The sequence below is a fragment of the Streptomyces sp. NPDC006207 genome, assembly GCF_040613835.1.
Lineage (GTDB): Bacteria > Actinomycetota > Actinomycetes > Streptomycetales > Streptomycetaceae > Actinacidiphila.
In genome coordinates, this window is sequence record NZ_JBEXSX010000001.1 from 158,036 (window position 1) to 177,410 (window position 19,375).

Annotated in this window: 19 protein-coding genes; 8 read left to right on the forward strand and 11 right to left on the reverse strand. The window is 72.4% G+C overall.

The window, feature by feature from the left end; translation table 11 throughout:
- Positions 1-724: 724 nt before the first annotated feature.
- The 7 genes from ABZ312_RS00725 (at position 725) to ABZ312_RS00755 (ending at position 5,956) form a co-directional block, all read left to right on the forward strand.
- Positions 725-1,639 carry an ABC transporter ATP-binding protein gene (locus ABZ312_RS00725; protein ID WP_500330975.1) on the forward strand — a complete coding sequence of 305 codons (915 nt, stop codon included), beginning with the start codon at positions 725-727 and terminating at the stop codon, positions 1,637-1,639.
- Positions 1,626-2,531 (forward strand): ABC transporter permease, encoded by a 906-nt coding sequence (locus ABZ312_RS00730; RefSeq protein ID WP_499512943.1) that lies wholly within the window; start codon positions 1,626-1,628, stop codon positions 2,529-2,531. Before ABZ312_RS00725 ends, ABZ312_RS00730 begins: the two co-directional genes overlap by 14 nt.
- The gene (locus ABZ312_RS00735; RefSeq protein ID WP_500436052.1) at positions 2,528-3,445 is read left to right on the forward strand and encodes an ABC transporter ATP-binding protein; all 918 of its coding nucleotides are present in this window, start codon (positions 2,528-2,530) and stop codon (positions 3,443-3,445) included. The genes ABZ312_RS00730 and ABZ312_RS00735 overlap by 4 nt, the downstream gene beginning before the upstream one ends.
- 23 nt (positions 3,446-3,468) lie before the next feature.
- Positions 3,469-4,188, forward strand: coding sequence for an ABC transporter permease (locus ABZ312_RS00740; RefSeq protein WP_499512945.1), 720 nt, complete (start codon positions 3,469-3,471; stop codon positions 4,186-4,188).
- Positions 4,189-4,296: 108 nt separating this feature from the next.
- Entirely contained in the window at positions 4,297-4,554 is a 258-nt protein-coding gene (locus ABZ312_RS00745; protein WP_500330980.1) for a hypothetical protein, read from the forward strand.
- Between the two features lie 26 nt (positions 4,555-4,580).
- Positions 4,581-5,189 carry a YceI family protein gene (locus ABZ312_RS00750; protein WP_500330982.1) on the forward strand — a complete coding sequence of 203 codons (609 nt, stop codon included), beginning with the start codon at positions 4,581-4,583 and terminating at the stop codon, positions 5,187-5,189.
- Positions 5,190-5,230: 41 nt separating this feature from the next.
- Positions 5,231-5,956: a rhomboid-like protein gene (locus ABZ312_RS00755; RefSeq protein WP_500436054.1), complete on the forward strand. Its 726-nt coding sequence runs from the start codon at positions 5,231-5,233 to the stop codon at positions 5,954-5,956.
- Here ABZ312_RS00755 and ABZ312_RS00760 read toward each other — a convergent pair.
- From ABZ312_RS00760 to ABZ312_RS00800, 9 genes are all read right to left on the reverse strand, one after another.
- Positions 5,892-6,707, reverse strand: coding sequence for an HAD family hydrolase (locus ABZ312_RS00760; protein ID WP_500330986.1), 816 nt, complete (start codon positions 6,705-6,707; stop codon positions 5,892-5,894). The two genes, ABZ312_RS00755 and ABZ312_RS00760, sit on opposite strands and share 65 nt — an antisense overlap.
- Complete coding sequence (serS, locus tag ABZ312_RS00765) at positions 6,704-7,981, reverse strand: serine--tRNA ligase (RefSeq protein WP_500330988.1); 1,278 nt, start codon at positions 7,979-7,981, stop codon at positions 6,704-6,706. The genes ABZ312_RS00760 and serS overlap by 4 nt, the downstream gene beginning before the upstream one ends.
- A gap of 585 nt (positions 7,982-8,566) precedes the next feature.
- Positions 8,567-9,496 (reverse strand): prephenate dehydratase, encoded by a 930-nt coding sequence (gene pheA, locus ABZ312_RS00770; protein ID WP_500330990.1) that lies wholly within the window; start codon positions 9,494-9,496, stop codon positions 8,567-8,569.
- Positions 9,497-9,550: 54 nt separating this feature from the next.
- Entirely contained in the window at positions 9,551-10,786 is a 1,236-nt protein-coding gene (gene efeB, locus ABZ312_RS00775; RefSeq protein WP_500330992.1) for an iron uptake transporter deferrochelatase/peroxidase subunit, read from the reverse strand.
- Positions 10,783-12,663, reverse strand: coding sequence for a copper resistance CopC/CopD family protein (locus ABZ312_RS00780; RefSeq protein ID WP_500330994.1), 1,881 nt, complete (start codon positions 12,661-12,663; stop codon positions 10,783-10,785). The genes efeB and ABZ312_RS00780 overlap by 4 nt, the downstream gene beginning before the upstream one ends.
- Before the next feature lie 10 nt (positions 12,664-12,673).
- Positions 12,674-13,129: a copper chaperone PCu(A)C gene (locus tag ABZ312_RS00785; protein WP_500436056.1), complete on the reverse strand. Its 456-nt coding sequence runs from the start codon at positions 13,127-13,129 to the stop codon at positions 12,674-12,676.
- Positions 13,126-13,791, reverse strand: coding sequence for an SCO family protein (locus ABZ312_RS00790; protein WP_500330997.1), 666 nt, complete (start codon positions 13,789-13,791; stop codon positions 13,126-13,128). The genes ABZ312_RS00785 and ABZ312_RS00790 overlap by 4 nt, the downstream gene beginning before the upstream one ends.
- A 77-nt stretch (positions 13,792-13,868) precedes the next feature.
- Positions 13,869-14,633, reverse strand: coding sequence for a YcnI family copper-binding membrane protein (locus ABZ312_RS00795; protein WP_500436058.1), 765 nt, complete (start codon positions 14,631-14,633; stop codon positions 13,869-13,871).
- A gap of 96 nt (positions 14,634-14,729) precedes the next feature.
- On the reverse strand, positions 14,730-15,464 hold the full coding sequence (locus ABZ312_RS00800) for a hypothetical protein (protein ID WP_500331000.1): 735 nt from the start codon (positions 15,462-15,464) through the stop codon (positions 14,730-14,732).
- A gap of 212 nt (positions 15,465-15,676) precedes the next feature.
- Between ABZ312_RS00800 and ABZ312_RS00805 the strand changes: the two genes are divergently transcribed.
- On the forward strand, positions 15,677-16,123 hold the full coding sequence (locus tag ABZ312_RS00805) for an ATP-binding protein (protein WP_018558220.1): 447 nt from the start codon (positions 15,677-15,679) through the stop codon (positions 16,121-16,123).
- A gap of 64 nt (positions 16,124-16,187) precedes the next feature.
- Here ABZ312_RS00805 and ABZ312_RS00810 read toward each other — a convergent pair whose 3' ends face one another.
- Both ABZ312_RS00810 and ABZ312_RS00815 read right to left on the reverse strand, forming a co-directional pair.
- A complete protein-coding gene (locus ABZ312_RS00810) occupies positions 16,188-17,645 on the reverse strand; it encodes an aminopeptidase P family protein (protein ID WP_500331002.1) in 1,458 nt (485 codons plus the stop codon).
- A gap of 75 nt (positions 17,646-17,720) precedes the next feature.
- On the reverse strand, positions 17,721-19,112 hold the full coding sequence (locus tag ABZ312_RS00815) for a PP2C family protein-serine/threonine phosphatase (protein ID WP_500331003.1): 1,392 nt from the start codon (positions 19,110-19,112) through the stop codon (positions 17,721-17,723).
- Positions 19,113-19,375: the final 263 nt, after the last annotated feature.

Sequence of the window (19,375 nt, forward strand, 5' to 3'; positions counted from 1 at the left end):
CGGCGCCGGACACGGCGCCCGCTCCAGCGGAACCGTCCGGACTCCCCGGACGACGGGCGCACACACGGGCCCGCGCCGGAGCACGGCAGTGAGCACCACGCCGGGCACCACCCCGAGCAGGACCGCGAGCACCACCCCGAGCACCACCCCGAGCACAACTACGAGCACCACCCCGAGCACGATGACGAGGACGACGATGCCGGAGACGACCCGCACCCCCGGGGCTGTGACGGTCACCGCCGGCTCGACCCGGCCCCACACGCGGCGGGACACCCCGGTCCGCGACGGAGCCACGGACCGTCCAGTCGCCGACCCGCCCGCGCACGACGGCGGCCCGTACCGCCGCATCCGCGCGTACGGCGGAGCAGGCACGTATCGCCCACGCACGCCCCGCACACGCACGCTCCGCACTCCCACCCCCCGCACACCCCCGCACCCCTCACGCGAGCGCGACCCGCGCACTCCCACGCGCCCGCACCCCACGATTCGACGCAGCGCCACGCGGCACCACCGCGGGGTCCGGCCCGTCGGGGGCGACCGGTGGAGCCGACCGTGCTCCCGGACGACGCCCCGCCACGGCTGAACCGCGCGACCCGCAGGAGGAACCCCGGCAAGACGGACGTGCCGCAGCGCCTCCCCTACGGGGGAGTCAACCCCAAGGACTACGCACAACCGCCCCCCAGACTGACGACGGGGTGTGGCCCGCGCCACTAGGTTCGGTGGCGTGACTGTGATCGCTACCGAAAGCCTGACGAAGCGGTACCCGAGGGTGACCGCTCTGGACCGGCTCACCGTCGACATCGCTCCCGGCGTGACCGGGTTGGTCGGTGCCAACGGAGCCGGCAAGTCGACCCTGATCAAAATCCTCCTGGGGTTGGCGCCGGCCACGGAAGGCCGGGCCGCCGTCCTGGGCATGGACGTGGCGACAGAGGGCGCGGCGATCCGCGCCCATGTGGGCTACATGCCGGAGCACGACTGCCTGCCCCCGGACGTGTCGGCGACGGAGTTCGTCGTCCACATGGCCCGTATTTCGGGGCTGCCGCCGGCCGCCGCGCGTGAGCGCACCGCGGACACGCTCCGCCACGTCGGCCTGTACGAGGAGCGGTACCGCCCCATGGGCGGGTACTCCACGGGCATGAAGCAGCGGGTGAAGCTGGCCCAGGCGCTGGTCCACGACCCCCGGCTGGTGCTGCTCGACGAGCCGACGAACGGGCTGGACCCCGTCGGCCGCGACGACATGCTCGAACTGATCCGGCGCGTCCACACCGAGTTCGGCATCTCCGTGCTGGTCACCTCCCACCTGCTCGGTGAACTGGAGCGCACCAGCGACCACATCGTCGTCATCGACGGCGGCTCCCTGCTGCGCTCCTCCTCGACCAGCGACTTCACCCAGGCGACCGCCTCGCTCACCGTCGAGGTCACCGAGCACGAGGACGAGCTGGTGGCGAAGCTGACCGCCGCCGGGCTCAACGCGCACGCGGACGGCCGGCTGGTCATGGTCGACATCGACGGGGACGAGACGTACGACGCGGTCCGCGACGCGGTCGCGGAGCTCGGCACGGGCCTGGTGCGCATGGAGCAGCACCGGCACCGCATCGCCGAGATCTTCCGGGGAGGGGACGAGCATGACGCAGCTTGAGGGCAGGACGCCCGCCGCCGACGTCATCCACGACATCGGCTACCGGCACTACGACGGCCCGCGCCTCGGCCGCGGCTATGCGCGCACGTCGCTGTACGTCCAGAGCCTGCGCAGCGCGTACGGGCTCGGCCGCTCGGCGAAGTCCAAGGTGCTGCCGATGATCCTGCTGGCCGTGATGTGCGTTCCAGCCGGGATCATGGTCGCGGTGGCGATCGGCACGAAGGCGACCAAGCTGCCGATCGAGTACACCCAGTACGCGATCATCATGCAGGCGGTCATCGGCCTCTACCTGGCGGCGCAGGCCCCGCAGGCCGTCTCGCTCGACCTGCGGTTCAAGACGACCCCGCTGTACTTCTCGCGTCCGATCGAGGCGGTCGACTACGTCGCGTCGAAGTTCGCCGCGCTGACCACGGCGCTGTTCATCCTCACCGCGACGCCGCTGCTGATCATGTACATCGGGGCGCTGCTGGCCAAGTTCGACGTGAGCGACCAGAGCGCGGGCTTCGCCAAGGCGATGCTCGCCGCACTGCTGCTGTCGCTGCTGTTCGCGGGCATCGGCCTGGTCATCGCGGCGCTGACGCCGCGCCGGGGCTTCGGCGTCGCCGCGGTCATCGCGGTGTTCACGCTCTCGTACGGCGCGGTGACCAGCGTCCAGGGCGTCGCCTCGATCAACGGCAACGCCGACGTGATCGGCTGGCTCGGCCTGTTCTCGCCGATCACGCTGATCGACGGCGCGCAGACCTGGTGGCTGGGGGCGACCTCCAGCTTCCCCGAGGGCGCGGGCCCGAAGGACGCGGTCGTCGGCACGGTCTACCTCCTCGTCCTCCTCGCCGTGATCGCCGGCTCCTTCGGCCTGCTGATGCGCCGCTACCGAAAGGCCGTACTGTCGTGACCACCCTGTCCATCGACCACGTGTCCCGCTGGTTCGGCAACGTCGTCGCCGTCAACGACGTGACGATGACGATCGGCCCCGGCGTCACCGGGCTGCTCGGCCCCAACGGCGCGGGCAAGTCGACCCTGATCAACATGATGGGCGGCTTCCTGGCCCCCTCGGCCGGCACCGTCACCCTCGACGGCGCCACGGTCTGGCGCAACGAGCAGGTGTACCGGCACATCGGCATCGTCCCCGAACGGGAGGCGATGTACGACTTCCTGACGGCCCGGGAGTTCGTGGTCGCCAACGCCGAACTGCACGGGCTGGCGGACCCGGGGGCGGCGGCGCAGCGCGCCCTGGCCACGGTCGAGATGGAGTTCGCCCAGGACCGCGCGGTCTCCACGTACAGCAAGGGCATGCGGCAGCGCGCCAAGATGGCCTCCGCGCTCGTGCACGACCCGTCGGTGCTGCTGCTGGACGAGCCCTTCAACGGCATGGACCCCCGGCAGCGGCTGCACCTGATGGACCTGCTGCGGCGGATGGGCGCCGAGGGCCGCACGGTGCTGTTCTCCTCGCACATCCTGGAGGAGGTCGAGCAGCTGGCGAGCCACATCGAGGTGGTCGTCGCCGGCCGGCACGCCGCCTCGGGCGACTTCCGCAAGATCCGCCGGCTCATGACGGACCGGCCGCACCGCTACCTGGTGCGCTCCAGCGACGACCGGGCGCTCGCCGCCGCGCTGATCGCGGACGGGTCCACGGCCGCCATCGAGCTGGACTGGAAGGAGCGGGCGCTGCGCATCCAGGCGATCGACTTCGCCGGCTTCACCGAGCTGCTCCCGCGCGTCGCGCGGGAGCGGGGCATTCGGCTCTACACGGTCTCGCCGTCCGACGAGTCCCTGGAGAGCGTCTTCTCCTACCTGGTCACGGCGTAGGCACACGGCTGTAAGGAGCTCCGATGTTCAATCCCACCGTGGCCAGGCTGACCTACCGGGGGCTGCTGGGCCGCCGCCGGGCCCTGGTCCTGTTCGCCCTGCCGGCGCTGCTGATCCTGATCTCCGTGGCGGTACGGGCGCTGGTCGGCGCCGACGACTCCATCGCGAGTTCGGTGCTGGGCGGTTTCGCGTTGGCGACGATGGTGCCGCTGGTCGGCGTGATCGCCGGCACCGGCGCCATCGGGCCGGAGATCGACGACGGCTCGATCATCTACCTGCTGGCCAAGCCGGTACGGCGGCCGACGATCATCGTCACCAAGCTGCTGGTCGCCATCGCGGTGTCGGTGGTCTTCTCGGCGGTGCCGACGCTGATCGCCGGGTTCATCCTCAACGGCAACAGCCAGGGCATCGCGGTCGCGTTCACCGCGGCGGCGGCGGTCGCCTCCGTCACGTACGCGGCGATCTTCCTGCTGCTGGGCGTGGTGACCCGGCAAGCCGTGGTCTTCGGCCTGGTCTACGCGCTGATCTGGGAGTCGCTGATCGGCAGCCTGGTGCCGGGGGCGCGCACGCTGAGCGTGCAGCAGTGGGCCCTGGCGCTGGCCCAGAAGATCGCCGGCGAGGGCACGGTGACCTCCGACGTGGGGCTGCCGCTCGCGGTGGTGCTGCTGGTCGGCGTCACCCTCGCCGCGACGGCCTTCGCGGGGCAGCGGATGCGGTCGCTGACGCTGGCCGGCGAGGAGTGATCGTTCCGGCCTAGGGCCCGTCCCACCGTAAGCCGCCCGGGTGGTCTTCTTCCGCCCGGGCGGCCCTGCTCCCCCGACGTCCGCACATCGGATTGTCAGATGTGCGGCGTGACGTCCGAGACTCCGCTGCTCTTCGCCGTGGGTGTGTTCCTGGCCGCCCTCGGCCTGCTCATCGCGCTGTTCAGCCCGGAGCTGGCCCACCTCGTCGACGCGCTCGCCGCGCGTGCCGCCGCCGGGCTCCGCCGCCCGTGGTCCCGTGCCCGGGGTCGCCGGCGCTTCGTCCTCGTCCCCCGGAAGTGGGCTGGATCACAGGACTCCTTGAGAATTCAAGGGAATGTCGCTAACGTGAAGGAGGTTGAATCGTAAACCAACGCGTCCCCAAGGAGTTAGTCATGGGCCTGTTCAATCGCAAGAGCGATGCCACCGAGACCGCTGCCGTCACCACCGCGCCGTCCGCCGACCTGGCGCACCTGACCGGCGAGTACACGATCGACCCGACCCACAGCGAGGTCGGCTTCGCCGTGCGCCACGCGATGGTCACCACCGTGCGCGGCCAGTTCGCGGAGTACGAGGGCAAGCTGCAGCTGGACGGCAGCAAGCCGGCCAACTCCTCCGCCGAGGTCACCATCAAGGTCGTCAGCATCGACACCAACCAGGCCCAGCGCGACGAGCACCTGCGCACCGGCGACTTCTTCGACGCCGCCACCTACCCGGAGATCAGCTTCCGCAGCACCTCCGCCGAGCAGGTCGACGACGAGACCTACCGCATGCACGGTGACCTCACGATCAAGGACACCACCAAGCCGGTCTCCATCGACTTCACCTACAACGGCTCCGCCACCGACCCCTACGGCAACCTCCGTGTCGGTTTCGAGGGCTCGACGACCGTCAACCGCGGCGACTGGGGCCTCACCTACAACGCGGCCCTCGAGGGCGGCGGCGTCCTGATCAGCGACAAGGTCAAGCTGACCTTCGACATCTCCGCGATCAAGGCGGCCTGAACCCGCTGAAGCAGCCGTCCCCCTGCCGCACGATGGAGGGGATGGCAACGGACGAGACGGCCGGCACCGCCGGCACCGGGCGCCGCCGCACCGCACTGAGCGGCGCGGCGGCCCGGGTCGTCGTCCCCGAGGTGCGGGCCTGGGTGTGCTCCGCCCCCGGGACGCACATCTGGCTGTTGGCCCTCGCCGTGACCAGCGGCATCATGGCGGCCGCCCCGCCGGACCTGAGGTCCTTCCTGCTGCACCACAACAGCACCAACCTGGCGGAGCTCGGCTCCCAGCCGGTGCGGGCGCTGGTCGGCAGCGCGCTGTGGACCGAGTCCCCGGCGGCCTTCGGGCTGTACGCGCTCTGCTTCGAGGCCGTCCACGCCCCCGCCGAGCGCTGGCTGGGCACCCGGCGCTGGCTCGGCGTCGTGGCCCTGGCCCACGTCGGGGCGAGCGTCCTCAGCCAGCAGGCCGTGCTGCTCGGCATCCACGCGGACCGGCTGCCGGCCTCGCTCGCCCACACCGTCGACATCGGCGTCAGCTACGGGCTGGCCGGGGCCATCGGCGTGCTCACCCACCGGGTACGACCGCCCTGGCGGCTGCCCTACCTGCTCGCCGCCGCGGGCTTCTTCGCGTACCCCCTGGTCACACCGGGCCGCACCTACACCGACCTCGGGCACGTCATCGCCCTGCTGATCGGCCTCGCGTGCCGCGGGCTCACGCCCCGGGGAAGAGCCGCTCCAGGACCAGGGCGATCCCGTCCTCGCCGTTGGAGGCCGTGACCTCGTCGGCGGCCGCCTTCAGCAGCGGGTGGGCGTTGCCCATCGCGACGCCGTGGGCCGCCCACTCGAACATCGGCAGGTCGTTGGGCATGTCACCGAAGGCGACGGTCTCGGCGGCCGTCACACCCAGCCGACGGGCGGCCAGCGACAGCCCCCGGGCCTTGGACAGCCCCAGCGGCAGCAGCTCCACGATGCCCGTACCGGACATCACGGCGCTGACCAGGCCGCCGGCGGCCGTGGTCGCCGCGTGCGCGAGCTCGTCGTCGCCCAGTCGCGGATGCTGGACGTAGAGCTTGCTGACGGGCGACGCCCACAGCCCCTCCACGTCGTCCACCTCGCCGCCCACCGGCAGCTCCGAGTCGAACAGCCGGTAGCCGGGGCCGAGCACGATGTCGCCGTCGATGCCGTCGAGCGCCGCCGCCACGGCCAGCGGGCCGGTCTCCGCCTCGATCTTGGCCAGCGCCGTCCGGGCGGTCTGCCGGTCCAGCGTGACCGAGGTCAGCAGCCGTCGCTCGCCCGCGTGGTAGACCTGCGCGCCCTGCATGCAGACGGCCAGGCCCTGGTAGCCCAGGTCCTCCAGGACGTGGACCGTACGGGCCACCGGGCGGCCGGTGACGACGATGTGATCGGCACCCGCCGCGGTGGCCGCGGCGAGCGCCTCGCGCGAACGTCCGGAGACGGTGTGGTCGGGGCCGAGCAGCGTGCCGTCGAGGTCCGTCGCGATCAGACGGTAGGGGAGCGGGGCGGTCACTTGGCTACCGGCTCCAGCACCTCACGGCCGCCCAGGTACGGGCGCAGCACCTCGGGGACGCGGACCGAGCCGTCGGCCTGCTGGTGGTTCTCCAGGATGGCGACGATGGTGCGCGGGATGGCGCACAGGGTGCCGTTGAGCGTGGCCAGCGGGCGGGTGCCGTTCTCGTCCCGCAGCCGCACGGAGAGCCGGCGGGCCTGGAACTCGGTGGTGTTCGAGGTCGAGGTCAGCTCGCGGTACTTGCCCTGGGTGGGGATCCACGCCTCGCAGTCGAACTTGCGCGCCGCCGAGGAGCCGAGGTCGCCGGAGGCCAGCTCGATCACCCGGAAGGGCAGCTCGAGCGAGGTCAGCCACTGCTTCTCCCACTCCAGCAGCCGGGCGTGCTCGGCCTCGGCGTCCTCGGGGCGGGTGAAGACGAACATCTCCACCTTGTCGAACTGGTGGACGCGGATGATGCCGCGGGTGTCCTTGCCGTACGAGCCCGCCTCGCGCCGGTAGCAGGGCGAGAAGCCCGCGTAGCGCAGCGGCAGCTTCGATGCCTCGATGATCTCGTCCATGTGGTACGCGGCGAGCGGGACCTCGGAGGTGCCGACCAGGTACAGGCCGTCCTTCTCCAGGTAGTACACGTCGTCCTCGACCTGGCCGAGGTAGCCGGTGCCCGCCATGGCCTCCGGCTTGACCAGCGTCGGGGTCAGCACCGGGACGAAGCCGGCCGCGGTGGCCTGCGCGATGGCCGCGTTGACCAGGGCCAGCTCCAGAAGGGCGCCGGGGCCGGTCAGGTAGTAGAAGCGCGAGCCGGAGACCTTGGCGCCGCGGTCGACGTCGATGGCGCCGAGCAGCTCGCCGAGGTCGATGTGGTCCTTGGGCTCGAAGCCCTCGGCCGCGAAGTCGCGCGGGCTGCCGATGACCTCCTTGACGACGAAGTCCTCCTCGCCGCCGACGGGGGCGTCCGGGTGGACGATGTTGCCGAGCTGCAGCAGCAGGCGGTGCGCCTCCTCGGCGGCCTCGTGCTGCTCGGCGTCGGCGGACTTCACGGCGGCCTTGAGCTGCTCGGCCCGCTTCAGCAGCTCGGCCCGCTCCTCGCCCTGGGCCTTGCCGACCAGCTTGCCCAGCGACTTCTGCTCCGCGCGCAGCTCGTCGAAGCGGGTACTGGACGACCTGCGCCGCTCGTCTGCGGAGAGCAGGGCGTCGACGAGCGCGACGTCCTCTCCACGGGCGCGCTGGGAGGCGCGCACACGGTCGGGGTCCTCACGAAGCAGGCGAAGGTCAATCACGGGAACAGGCTACCGGTGCGCCGGGTGCCGACGCGACAAGTTAAGTGCTTTATGGGGTGTTATGTCCGCTTCGAAAGCAGGCTGCGGGAAATGCCGTACGGCCGATAATGGCGGGTCGGTTACCGTCAACCGAATTCTTCGCGTCCCTCCGGCGAGGGCATGTGCCCTGTGGACAAAGGCAGTTGGGGCAGGTCCGGAGCGGAGAGTTATCCACAGGGGGAGAGGTGTCCCCCTCACTTGTCCACAGCGGGTGTGGATGGGCTGTGGAAGATGGACCTGATCATTCCGCCGGGTGGGTGCGGGGGCATGGATTCCCGGTTCAAACCCTCCTAACACTCACTTTCGAGTGAGAACTCTTCCCTCTATCGAGTTGTTCGAAGGTGTTGGGATGACGAATGATGACCTGGGGGTCTGTGGGACCAGTTGGCGCGAGTGTGCCGATTTGTCGATCTGGCGGTTCCTTGGGCGACTTGTTCTGTCGACTTATCCCCAGCCCGCACCAAGGGCCTGTGGATAACGCGGTGGACAACCGAAGGGGCCCCCGGTTGTTCACCGAAGGCCCCCGGGAAGCGGTGCGCGAGCGCCTCAGACCCGCCCGTCCAGGGCGCGCCCCAGCCAGTCCGCCGCGGCCGTGAACTCCTCGTCCGTGGTCCCCTTGCGCTGCTGCGGCGGCACCTCGTCCGCGCGCGGGTACGAGCCGAGGAAACGCACCTGCGGACAGATCCGCTTCAGGCCCATCAGCGCCTCGCCGACCCGGCGCTCGGTGATGTGCCCCTCGCAGTCCACCGAGAAGCAGTACCGGCCGATCCCCTCGCCGGTCGGCCGCGACTCGATGCGGATCAGGTTCACCCCGCGCACCGCGTACTCCTGCAGCAGCTCCAGCAGCGCGCCGGGGTGGTCGTCGCCCAGCCAGAACACCGCCGAGGTCTTGTCGGCGCCGGTCGGCGCGACCGGCCGGGCCGGACGGCCGACCAGCACGAAACGGGTCTCGGCGTTCGCCGCGTCGTGGATCTGCGTGGCCAGCGGCTCCAGCCCGTACGTCGGCGCCGCGAACTCGCCCGCGAACGCCGCGTCGTACCGGCCCTCCGCCACCAGCCGGGCGCCGTCCGCGTTCGACGCCGCCGACTCCCACGCGGCGTCCGGCAGGTGCGCCGTCAGCCACTTGCGGACCTGCACCTGCGCTGCCGGGTGACCGGTGACCGTCTTGACGTCCCCGAGACCCGTGCCCGGGCGCACCAGCAGCGCGAACGCGATGTGCAGCAGCACCTCGCGGTAGATCATCAGCGGGGTGCCCGCCGCCAGTTCGTCCAGGGTCGCGGTGATGCCGCCCTCCATCGAGTTCTCGATGGGCACCAGGGCGGCCGCGGCCTCCCCGCTGCGCACCGCGTCGAGCGCGGCCTGCACCGAGACCATCGGTACCAGCTCGCGTGTGGCGGCCTCCGGAAGCGTCCGGAGCGCGGCCTCGGTGAAGGTGCCCTCAGGGCCGAGATAGGTGTAACGGCTCGCCGGCGACATGTCTGTCAGCCTAGGCCCTGCCGCCGAAGTCCCGCCTGTCCCGCCTGTCCCGCCTCAGGACTCCAGCAGCCGCTGGCCGACGTACTCGCCCGGTGCCGCGCCGCCCGGGACCGCGAAGAGCCCGCTGGCCTCGTGCCGCAGGAAGCGCGACAGGCCGTCGCCCCGGTCGAGTTTGCGCTGCACCGGCACGAACCCCTTGAGCGGGTCGGCCTGCCAGGCCACGAAGAGCAGCCCGGCGTCCGGTGCGCCGTCGTCACGGTAGCCGTCGTGGTACGAGTACCCGCGCCGCAGCATCGCCGCGCCGCCGTTGGAGGCCGGGGCGGCGACGCGCACGTGCGCGTCGGCGGCGATCGCGAAGGTACGGCCGTCCGGGCCGACCTTGTCGAGGTCGGGCCTGCTCGCCTCGGTGCCGCCGGACAGCGGGGCGCCGTCCGCCTTGCGCCGCCCGATCACCTTCTCCTGGCGCTCCCGGGGGAGGTTGTCCCAGGTGTCCAGCAGCATGCGGATGCGCCGGACGACCGCGTAGGAGCCGCCCGCCATCCACTGCGGGGAGCCGGAGGCGGGGACGAAGACGCGGGCGTCGAAGTCGGGGTCGGAGGGCCGGGGGTTGTTGGAGCCGTCGACCTGGCCCATCAGGTTGCGGGCGGTGCGCGGCTCGGCGGTCGTGCCCGGGGTGCGGTTGAAGCCGTTCATCTGCCAGCGCAGCGTCGCCGTGCCCGCGGCCTCCTTCTGCAGCACGCGCAGGGCGTGGAAGGCGACCAGGGCGTCGTCGGAGCCGATCTGGATCCACAGGTCGCCGTCGCTGCGCCCGCGGTCGAGCGCGTCGGAGGCGAAGTCCGGCAGCGGGGCGAGCGCCTGCGGCATCCGCCCCGTCAGCTCCGTCCCGGCGAAGAAACCGCGGCCGAAGCCGAAGGTGACGGTGAGCGAGGACGGCCCGGCGTCCAGGGCGATCTGGTTGTCGCCCGACGGGGCCCGGCCCTCGGTCATCGCCTCGGCCGCCGCGGACCAGCGGCGCAGCAGCGCCGCGGCGCCCTTGCGCCCGGCGCCCGCGGCCAGGTCGAAGGCGACCAGGTGGCCGCGGGCCTGCAGCGGGGTGGTGATGCCGGCCTGGTGGGGGCCGTGGAAGGGGACGGCCGTGGCGCCGACGGAGGTCAGCGCGGTGGCCTCGTCCCGCGTCGCGTGCGCGGTGACGGCACCCGAGGTGCCGCCCACGAGCAGTCCCGCGGCGCCCGCCGCTCCGGCGGTGCCGAGCAGACGGCGCCGCGAGAGGTCCTGAGGACGGTCGTTCATGAGCCGATCTTCACTACCTTCGTGCGGGTGACCTGGTCGATGTCCGAGGTCCGGACGGTCACGGCGACCGTCCACTCCCCGGGGACCGGGATCTGGACGTTCTCGGCACTCCAGTGACCGGTGTCGATCTTGCCCAGCGTCACCGGGATGGGGCCGATCTTCTTGGACTTCAGGGTGAAGGAGACCTGCACCTCGGGGACGTCGAAGGCCCGTCCGTCGGGGGCGGTGACCAGCAGGTGGAGCTCGTTCTCGGCGACGCCGCCCGGGTCCAGGGTCACCTCCGCCTCGCCCTTGCCGTTCGTGCCGCCCGTGTCGAACGGGATCCTCACGTCCAGCGGTTCGGGCACCTCGGACACCGGCGCGGAGGCCTGCTGCTGCGCGGCGCCCTCCTCGGCGGCCCTGCCCGGCTGGGTGCCGGTCAGCAGCGTCGTGACGGCCAGCACCACGACCGCGACGGCCACCTCCGCCAGCACCGACTTGCGCAGGCCCGTGCGCTCGGTGTCGGCGTCGCGGTCCTTGCGGGCCCGCTCCTTGGCCAGCGCCGCCTGCTGGCGGGCCAGCTGTTCGGCGCGCTCGGAGGCACCCCCGCCCCCGCCGCCCTTCCGTCCCACGGCGACCGGCTGGGCGACGGCGGTCTTGCCGCGGACGGCCGTGTCGCCGAGCCGCGCGGTCCAGCGGCGGGACAGCCAGGCCAGCTCCACCAGGAGGATGACCAGGCCGATCTTGACCAGCAGCAGCTGGCCGTAGCCGGTGGACACCAGCGCGTCCCAGGAGCCGAGCTGGCGCCAGGACTGGTACACGCCGGTGACGACCAGGGTCACCACCGCCCCGAAGGCGATCTTCGAGAAGCGCTGCACCACCGCCCGTTCCACGCGCTGCCCGCCCCACAGCGCGACCAGCAGCGCGGTGAGACCGCCGAGCCAGACGGCCATGGCCAGCAGGTGCACGATGTCGACGGGCATCGCCACCGAAGCCTGGATGCCGACCGAGGCGTGCTCGGCCATGGCCCACGTCGCGGCCAGGCCGACCGACACGACCGTGCCGCCGATGGCCAGGCCCCAGGCGAGGTCCTGGCGTTCGACCGGGTCCTCCCGCTTGGCCCAGCTGCCGAAGAGCACGGCGATGAAGACCGCGCCCGCGGCGAGCAGCAGCAGCCGGGACACCAGCGCCGCGCCGGGCCGGGTGTCCAGGACGTCCCGTACGCCGCCGAGGTCGAAGGCGTCGCCCAGCCCGCCCCCGTTGGCGTAGGGGGCGCGCAGCATCAGCAGCAGTATCGTCGCGGCGACCATCGCGGCCCAGCCGGCGGCCACCAGCCGCCGCATCGACCGCGTCCGCGCGCCGTCCGGCCAGCACACGCCGATGAAGAACGCGGCGCCGACCAGCAGCGCGAAGCCGAGGTAGGCGGCGTAGCGGGCGATGTCGTACAGGGTGCCGACGGCGCCCCCGCCCACCTCCTGGTCGGGCAGCTGGACGGAGGTCTTGGAGGGCGCGCCGATGGAGAAGGTGAAGGCGCCCGCGACCGGGTGGCTGTCGGCCGAGACCACCTTCCACGCCACGGTGTACGTGCCGTCGCCGAGCCCGGGGCGCAGGGCGACGGCCGCGGTCGTGCTCCCCCTGCCGCCGTCGTTCGCGTCGCCGGTCTCGGCGCGCTTGCCGTCCGGGCCGAGGACCCGGATGGAGTCCCTCGACAGCAGCACACCCTCGGAGAAGGACAGCCGCACCTGCGCCGGCGCGGTCTTGACGACCGAGCCCTGGGCCGGGTCGGAACCGACCAGCGCGGCGTGCGCGGACGCCGGCGCCGCGGTGCCGAGCAGCAGGCCGAGCACGGCGAGCGGTACGGCCAGCAGCCGCAGCGCGGACTTCGTCATCACCCTCATGGCGCTCTCCTCAGTCCCCCGGGTGGTAGCCCGCGGGCTTGACCGGGACCCGTACGTCGATGGTGTCGGCGTCGTCGAAGTGCAGTTGCAGCGAGACCTGCTCGCCGGCCGCGGGCTTGTGCTCCAGGTCCGTCAGCATCAGGTGGTTGCCGCCGAGCGCGAGGGTGAGCCGCCCGCCCGCCGGGACCGTGAAGGAGGTCACCCGGCGCATCCGGTCGTCCTCGGTGCTGTGCAGGGTGATGTCCCCGGACAGGTCGCTGGTGACGGAGGTCAGCCGGGCGTCCCGGTCGCCGGTGTTGCTGACGGTGAAGTAGCCGGCCGCCATGTCCCCCAGCGCGGGCTGCGGGATGTAGGCGCCGCTCACCGTCAGTTCGGGGCCGTCCGGTGACCCGGAGCAGGCCGTGGCGCCGAGCAGCACCAGGGCCGCCGCCACGGGGATCCGCCGCAGGGAGCGGGTCGGGGTCACGGCGTCCGCCCCGCGATGATCTTCGGCAGGTCGGCGGCGAACTCCTCGGAGGTCGTGCCCGACATGTACAGCGCGTGGGCCTTGTCGTCCTTCGGCGAGTACGCGATGACCTGGGCGCCGTGCGTCACGGTGATGCTGCCGTCCTTCTCCTTCACCGGCTTCTCCACGTCCACGCCGAGCGAGCGCGCGCCCGCCTGGATCGTGGCGAAGTCACCGGTGAGGCCGACGAAGGACTTGTCCTGCGCGCCCAGCCACTCGCCGAGCCGCTGCGGGGTGTCGCGTTCGGGGTCGGTGGTCACGAAGACCACGACGAGCTCGTCCTGCTCGGCCGCGGGCAGCTTCGACTTGGCGATGGCGATGTCGCTCATCGTCGTCGGGCAGACGTCCGGGCAGTGGGTGTAGCCGAAGAAGAGCAGGGTCGGCCGGCCCTTGGTCCGCTCGACGAAGTCGTACGTCGCGCCGTGCGTGTCCGTGAGGATCATGTCCGGCTTCTCGAACGGCGTGTCCAGGACGGTCGCGGCCTTCGGTGTCCCCTCGACCGAGACGACCGGTTCGGCGCCGGAGGTGTCCGTCCCGCCGTCCGGGCCGCCACAGGCGGCGAGGGTCAGGGCGAGTGCGGCGACGGCGGCGGCCGAGGCCGCCGCCCTGAGGGTGGTACGCATCAGGGGTTCCCCAGGAATTCGTTGCGGCGCCGGGGCGGCCGCGGTGCGTGCGCGGCGGCCGCCCCGGCGATGGTGCGTCAGGCGGACGGGGTGCCCGTGCCGCGACGGCGGCCGGCCACGACGCCGAAGGCGACGCCGAGCACGCCCACGACGATGCCGACGATGCCCAGCACCCGGGCCGTGGTGTCACCGGCGTCGGCGGAGGCGGTCTTCTCGTTGGCGCCGTGGCCGGACGCCGAGACGGCCTCGGCCTTGGCGTCGTCCTTCTTGTCGTCCGAGGTGGCGGCGTCGTGGCCGTGGCCGTCGTCCGCGGCGTCGGCCAGGGTCAGCACGGGCGCCGGGTGCTCCGGCTCCTCCTGGCCCTCCTGCTGCTCCTCGATCCAGCGCACGACCTCCTTGTTGTCGTACGTCTGGAGCGCCTTGAAGACCAGCTGGTCGGTGTCCTCGGGCAGCGGGCCCAGGGAGACGGGGAACTGCTGGAACTCGCCGGGCTTGATCTTCCCGCCGCTCCAGGTGATCTTCGTGACGGCCTCGGTGAGGTCGCCGTGCCCGGTCTTCAGCGGGGTCTTGAGCTTGGTCCTGGTGATCTGCACCGTCCAGCCGGGCACCGGCTGGGTGGAGACGGAGGCGATCGGGTGGTCGCCCGGCAGGTTGACCTCGACCTTGATCGTCGAGGCCTTGTCGTCCTCGTTGGGGACCTTGAACGCGACCGTGCTGTAGCCGCCCTTGGCGGCGTTGCCGGGCTGGACGCTCACGTGCGCGAAGGCGGGGACGGCGGTGGCGAGCACGGCCGCCCCGGTGACGGCGGCGAGGGCGGTGGCGCGGCGCATGACGGTGTTCATGATGCGGAGACTCCACGGTGACGGAGGGAAGGTGACAGATGGCACGCGTGCGGCGCGCGCGACTCCGCCCTCGTACGTCGGTGGAGCGGGTCGCGTTCAGGCCGCGAGGGCGTACGCCGGCGGACCGCGCCGGGCCAGGCTGTGCCGCAGCAGCACCGTGCGCGGCACGCGGGTGGAGCCGCCGGTGCGGCTCGGAGCGAGGACGGCGCGCGGCGCGGCCGGGCTGCCCGTCAGCAGGAGGCGTACGAGCGCGACGGCGTGGCGCAGGGCGCCGCCCGACAGTTCGGCCAGCCCGCGGGCCGACAGGGCGACCAGCCGCCACAGCGCGGCCTCGCCGCGGCGCAGCAGCCAGCCGGCGGTCACCGCGGCGACCACGTGCCCGAGCAGCATGGGGAGGCTGTAGGAGAGCATCGTGCTCTCGGTGGCCGCGGAGGGCATGCCGGGCATCGCGGGCATGCCCACCATGTGGCCCGTCCCGGCCGCGGAGTGCGCGTGGGAGCGGAGCGCCGCCGCCCGTTCGTCGCAGAGCAGCCGCCCGGCGATCTCGGCTATCCCGCCGGCACCGCAGACCCCGCCCACGTTGAACAGCACGTGCAGCACGAGTTGTCCGCCCGTGAGCCCGGTCGCGATGGCGGGCATCGAGCGCTCCCGCCCGGCGAGCGGGGCGACGACCGCGAAGACGACCAGCCAGCCCACCGCCAGCGTCCAGCCGGGCACCCCGTGCCCCGACGCCAGCATGTGCGCCCCCGCGGACAACACGACGCAGACCGCGGTGAACACCGCGGCCCGCAGCAGTCGCAGATCGGCGCCGGCGCGCACGGGGGTAGACATGACGGGCGTCATCCTCTCACCGCGGGCCCGCCTTGCGAACGGCGGGTCCCGGAACACGCCGGTCTGTGCTATGGCGTCCGGCACCGTTCCTACACCCGCCTGAGGAGCGACGGCATCCGCCGTATGGCTGGCATCACGTCAACGCCACGCTTACCGACCGTGTTTCGGGGCAATACGTATCGGTATGTCGAGCCGCGGCCAGGAGGCTGAGCATGAGCATCTGGTGGTCCCTCCACTTGCGGCGCGAGGCTGCGAGCGTTCCGCTCGCCCGCCGGCTCCTGCTGGGGACGATGGAGACCGCCGGGGTGGACCCCGACATCTCCTACGACCTGTCGGTCGCCCTCACCGAGGCCTGTGCCAACGCCGTTGAGCACGCCGCCCACGGCGAGTACCGGGTGACGGCCCGCATCGAGGGCGACCGCTGCCGCATCGAGGTGGCGGACTCCGGCCCGGGCTTCGCCCCGGACCTGCGCCGTACGCACCACTCCGTACGTCCGCTGGCGAAGAAGGACCAGCACGCCGAGCACGGGCGCGGGCTGTTCCTGATCGAGGCGCTGGTGGACCACGTCCACTTCCACAACCGTCCCGGGCACGGGGCGGTGGTCAGCTTCGACAAGATCCTCAAGTGGCGGGACGACTCGCTGCTCAAGGTCTCCTGACGCACGGAGGCCGGGGCCCCACGGAGGTCCGTGGGGCCCCGGCCGTCGGTCCGGGCGGCGGGGGTCAGCCCTTGAGGGCGGCCATCCAGCGCTCGACCTCGTCGGAGCGGCGCGGCAGGCCGTCGCTGAGGTTCCGGTTGCCGTCCTCGGTGACGAGGATGTCGTCCTCGATGCGGACGCCGATGCCCCGGTACTCCTCCGGCACGGTCAGGTCGTCGGCCTGGAAGTACAGGCCGGGCTCGACCGTGAGGACCACGCCCGGCTCCAGCGTGCCGTTGACGTAGGTCTCCGTGCGGGCGGCGGCGCAGTCGTGGACGTCCAGGCCCAGCATGTGGCCGGTGCCGTGGAGGGTCCAGCGGCGCTGCAGGCCGAGTTCGAGGACGCGGTCGACCGGGCCTTCGACCAGGCCCCACTCGACGAGCTTCTCGGTGAGCACGCGCTGGGCGGCATCGTGGAAGTCGCGGTAGGCGGCGCCCGGGCGGACGGCGGCGATGCCGGCCTCCTGCGCCTCGTACACGGCGTCGTAGATCTTCCGCTGGATGTCGCTGTACGTGCCGTTGACGGGCAGCGTGCGCGTGACGTCGGCGGTGTAGAGGCTGTGCGTCTCCACGCCGGCGTCGAGCAGCAGCAGGTCGCCGGAGCGGACCGGGCCGTCGTTGCGGACCCAGTGCAGGGTGGTGGCGTGCGGGCCGGACGCGCAGATGGAGCCGTAGCCGACGTCGTTGCCCTCGACGCGGGCGCGCAGGAAGAACGTTCCCTCGACGTAGCGCTCGGAGGTCGCCTCGGCCTTGTCCAGGACCCGGACGACGTCCTCGAAACCGCGCGCGGTGGAGTCGCAGGCCTTCTGCAGCTCGCCGATCTCCCACTCGTCCTTGACCAGCCGCAGCTCGGACAGGAACTCCTTCAGCTCGGCGTCGCGCTCGGCGGTGACCTTGTCGGTCAGCGCGGCCTCGATGCCGGCGTCGTAGCCGCGGACGACCCGGACCGGGCCGGTGGCGCCGCGCAGCACGTCGGCGACCTTGCGGACGTCGGCGCACGGCAGGCCCAGCAGGACCTCGCCCTCGGCCAGGCTGTGGCGGCGGCCGGTCCACAGCTCGCCCTGGCCGTCCAGCCAGAACTCGCCGTTCTCCCGGGAGGAGCGGGGGAGCAGGTAGGCGGTCGCGTCGTGAGATCCGTCACCGTTGGGCTCCAGGACCAGCACGGCGTCCTGGGTCTGGTCGCCGGTGAGGTGCACGTACTCGCTGGCGGCACGGAAGGGGTAGTCCGTGTCGTTGGCGCGGGTGCGCAGGTTGCCGGCCGGGACCACCAGCCGCTCGCCGGGGAAGCGCGCGGACAGCGCCGCGCGCCGCTTGGCGGCGTACGGTGCCTGCTCGATCGGCTGCAGGTCGCGCAGTTCGGTGTCGGCCCAGCCGGACTTCATCACCTCGGTGAGCTCGTCGGAGACGGCCGGGTACAGGCCGTTCTTCCGCTGCTTGATGGGCTCGTCGCCTTCCGGGGTCTCCGGAGCGCGGTCCTCGGCCACGTCATGCCTCCTCGCAGTAGACCACTCCATCGTAAGTGGGTGCGCGGGGAGGACCGGCGGCGGTCCAGCCGGTGGTCAGTCGAAGCGGGCGGCGAGCAGGACGACGTCCTCGGTCGGGTGGGGGTCCTCACGGTCGCCCGGGAGCATGGTGTGCAGGACGTGCTCCACCAGCTGCGCCGGGTCGTCCCGGGCGGTCCGCGGGGCGGACGCCGCGGCCGCGTGCAGGCGGGCGAAGGCACGGTCGACGGGATCGCCGGTGCGGTGCAGCAGGCCGTCGGTGTAGAGCAGCAGGGTCTCCCCGGCCAGCGCCCGGAACTCGACGCTGGGCGCCTCCCAGCAGCTGAGCATGCCCAGTGGCGCGGACAGCGAGGTCTCCACGTACTCGACCCGGTGCCCGCCGACGATCAGCGGGGGACAGTGCCCGGCCCCGGCGACCACGACCTTCCGGGAGGCCGGCTCGGCGTAGGCGAACAGGGCCGTCGCCGACCGGGCGGGCTCGGTCAGCCGCAGCAGCAGCTCGAGGTCGGACAGGACCGCGACCGGGTCCTCGCCCTCCATCACCGCGTACGCCCGCAGGGAGGCCCGCAGCCGCCCCATCGCGGCGACCGCGCTCATGCCGCCGCCGCTCACGCCGCCGACCGACAGCCCCAGCGCGCCCTCGGGCAGCGGGAGGGCGTCGTACCAGTCGCCGCCGCCCCCCGCGGCCGGGCGGTGCCGCACCGCCAGACGGACCCCGGGGACCCGGGGCAGCCGGGTCGGCAGCAGCTCCTGGCGGAGCGTGGCGACGGTGGCGCGGCTGCGGTCGAGTTCGAGCAGCCGGGCGAGGTGCTCGGTGGCGTGGCGGCAGTACAGGCCGATGAGGTGGCGCTGGCGTTCGCCGGGTTCGGCCGGCTCGTCGTAGAACCACAGGGCCGAGCCCAGCCGGCCTGCGGAGTCCGCGGACAGCCGGAGGGCGTAACTGGCGCCGAAGCCGAGCCGCAGGGCGACCTCGCGGTGGCGCGGGCCGAGTCCGGGCTCGCGGCACAGGTCGGTGTGGATCTCCTCCGCCGGCACCGCCTCGGGTGCGGCGGGCAGCGGGACGGTCTCCAGCGCGCCGAGTTCGGCCGGGCCGAGACCGAGGCCCACGACGGTGGCCGGACCGAGCCGGTCGACGGGGGAGACGGCGGCCAGACCGCGTCGCGCACCGACCAAGGTGCCGCCGGCGCGCAGCAGTTCGTGCAGCGCTTCCTGCAGGGTCGCGGTCCTGGCCAGCCGCTCGGTGAGCTCGTGCAGGGTGGTCAGGTCGGAGATCCAGGAGGCCATCCGGTCCTGGGCCGCGGTGAGTTGGTCGACCGGATCCGGCGCCCCGGAGTGTGCGTCCGGGGGGGCCGGATGGGATTGTTGTTCGACCGCGGGGGAGGAAGTGTGCGCCGGTGTCGGAATGGGTGGGTCGATTCCGGCCACTTTCGGTAGGCGCGCGGCGCTCATGGCCGCCGGCTTTCACGCTCTTCGTCGTGACGCGGCGTCGGCTCCGCAGAGCAGCGCATTTCTGTCAATAGCATCGCAAACCCCCAAGCTCGTGCTGCGCCGCTATCAATGGATTACCTTGTACCGCCTACTCGTGGGTGTGTCCAGGATTGCCCAGGTGGAAGGGCTGGTGTCGGCGCGTCCGAGGAGATGCAGGACTATGGCCGAAAAAGGGCACCGCGTGCCACAATTAGTTGTCGACTGAAGGGGTTCGACAGCGCGTC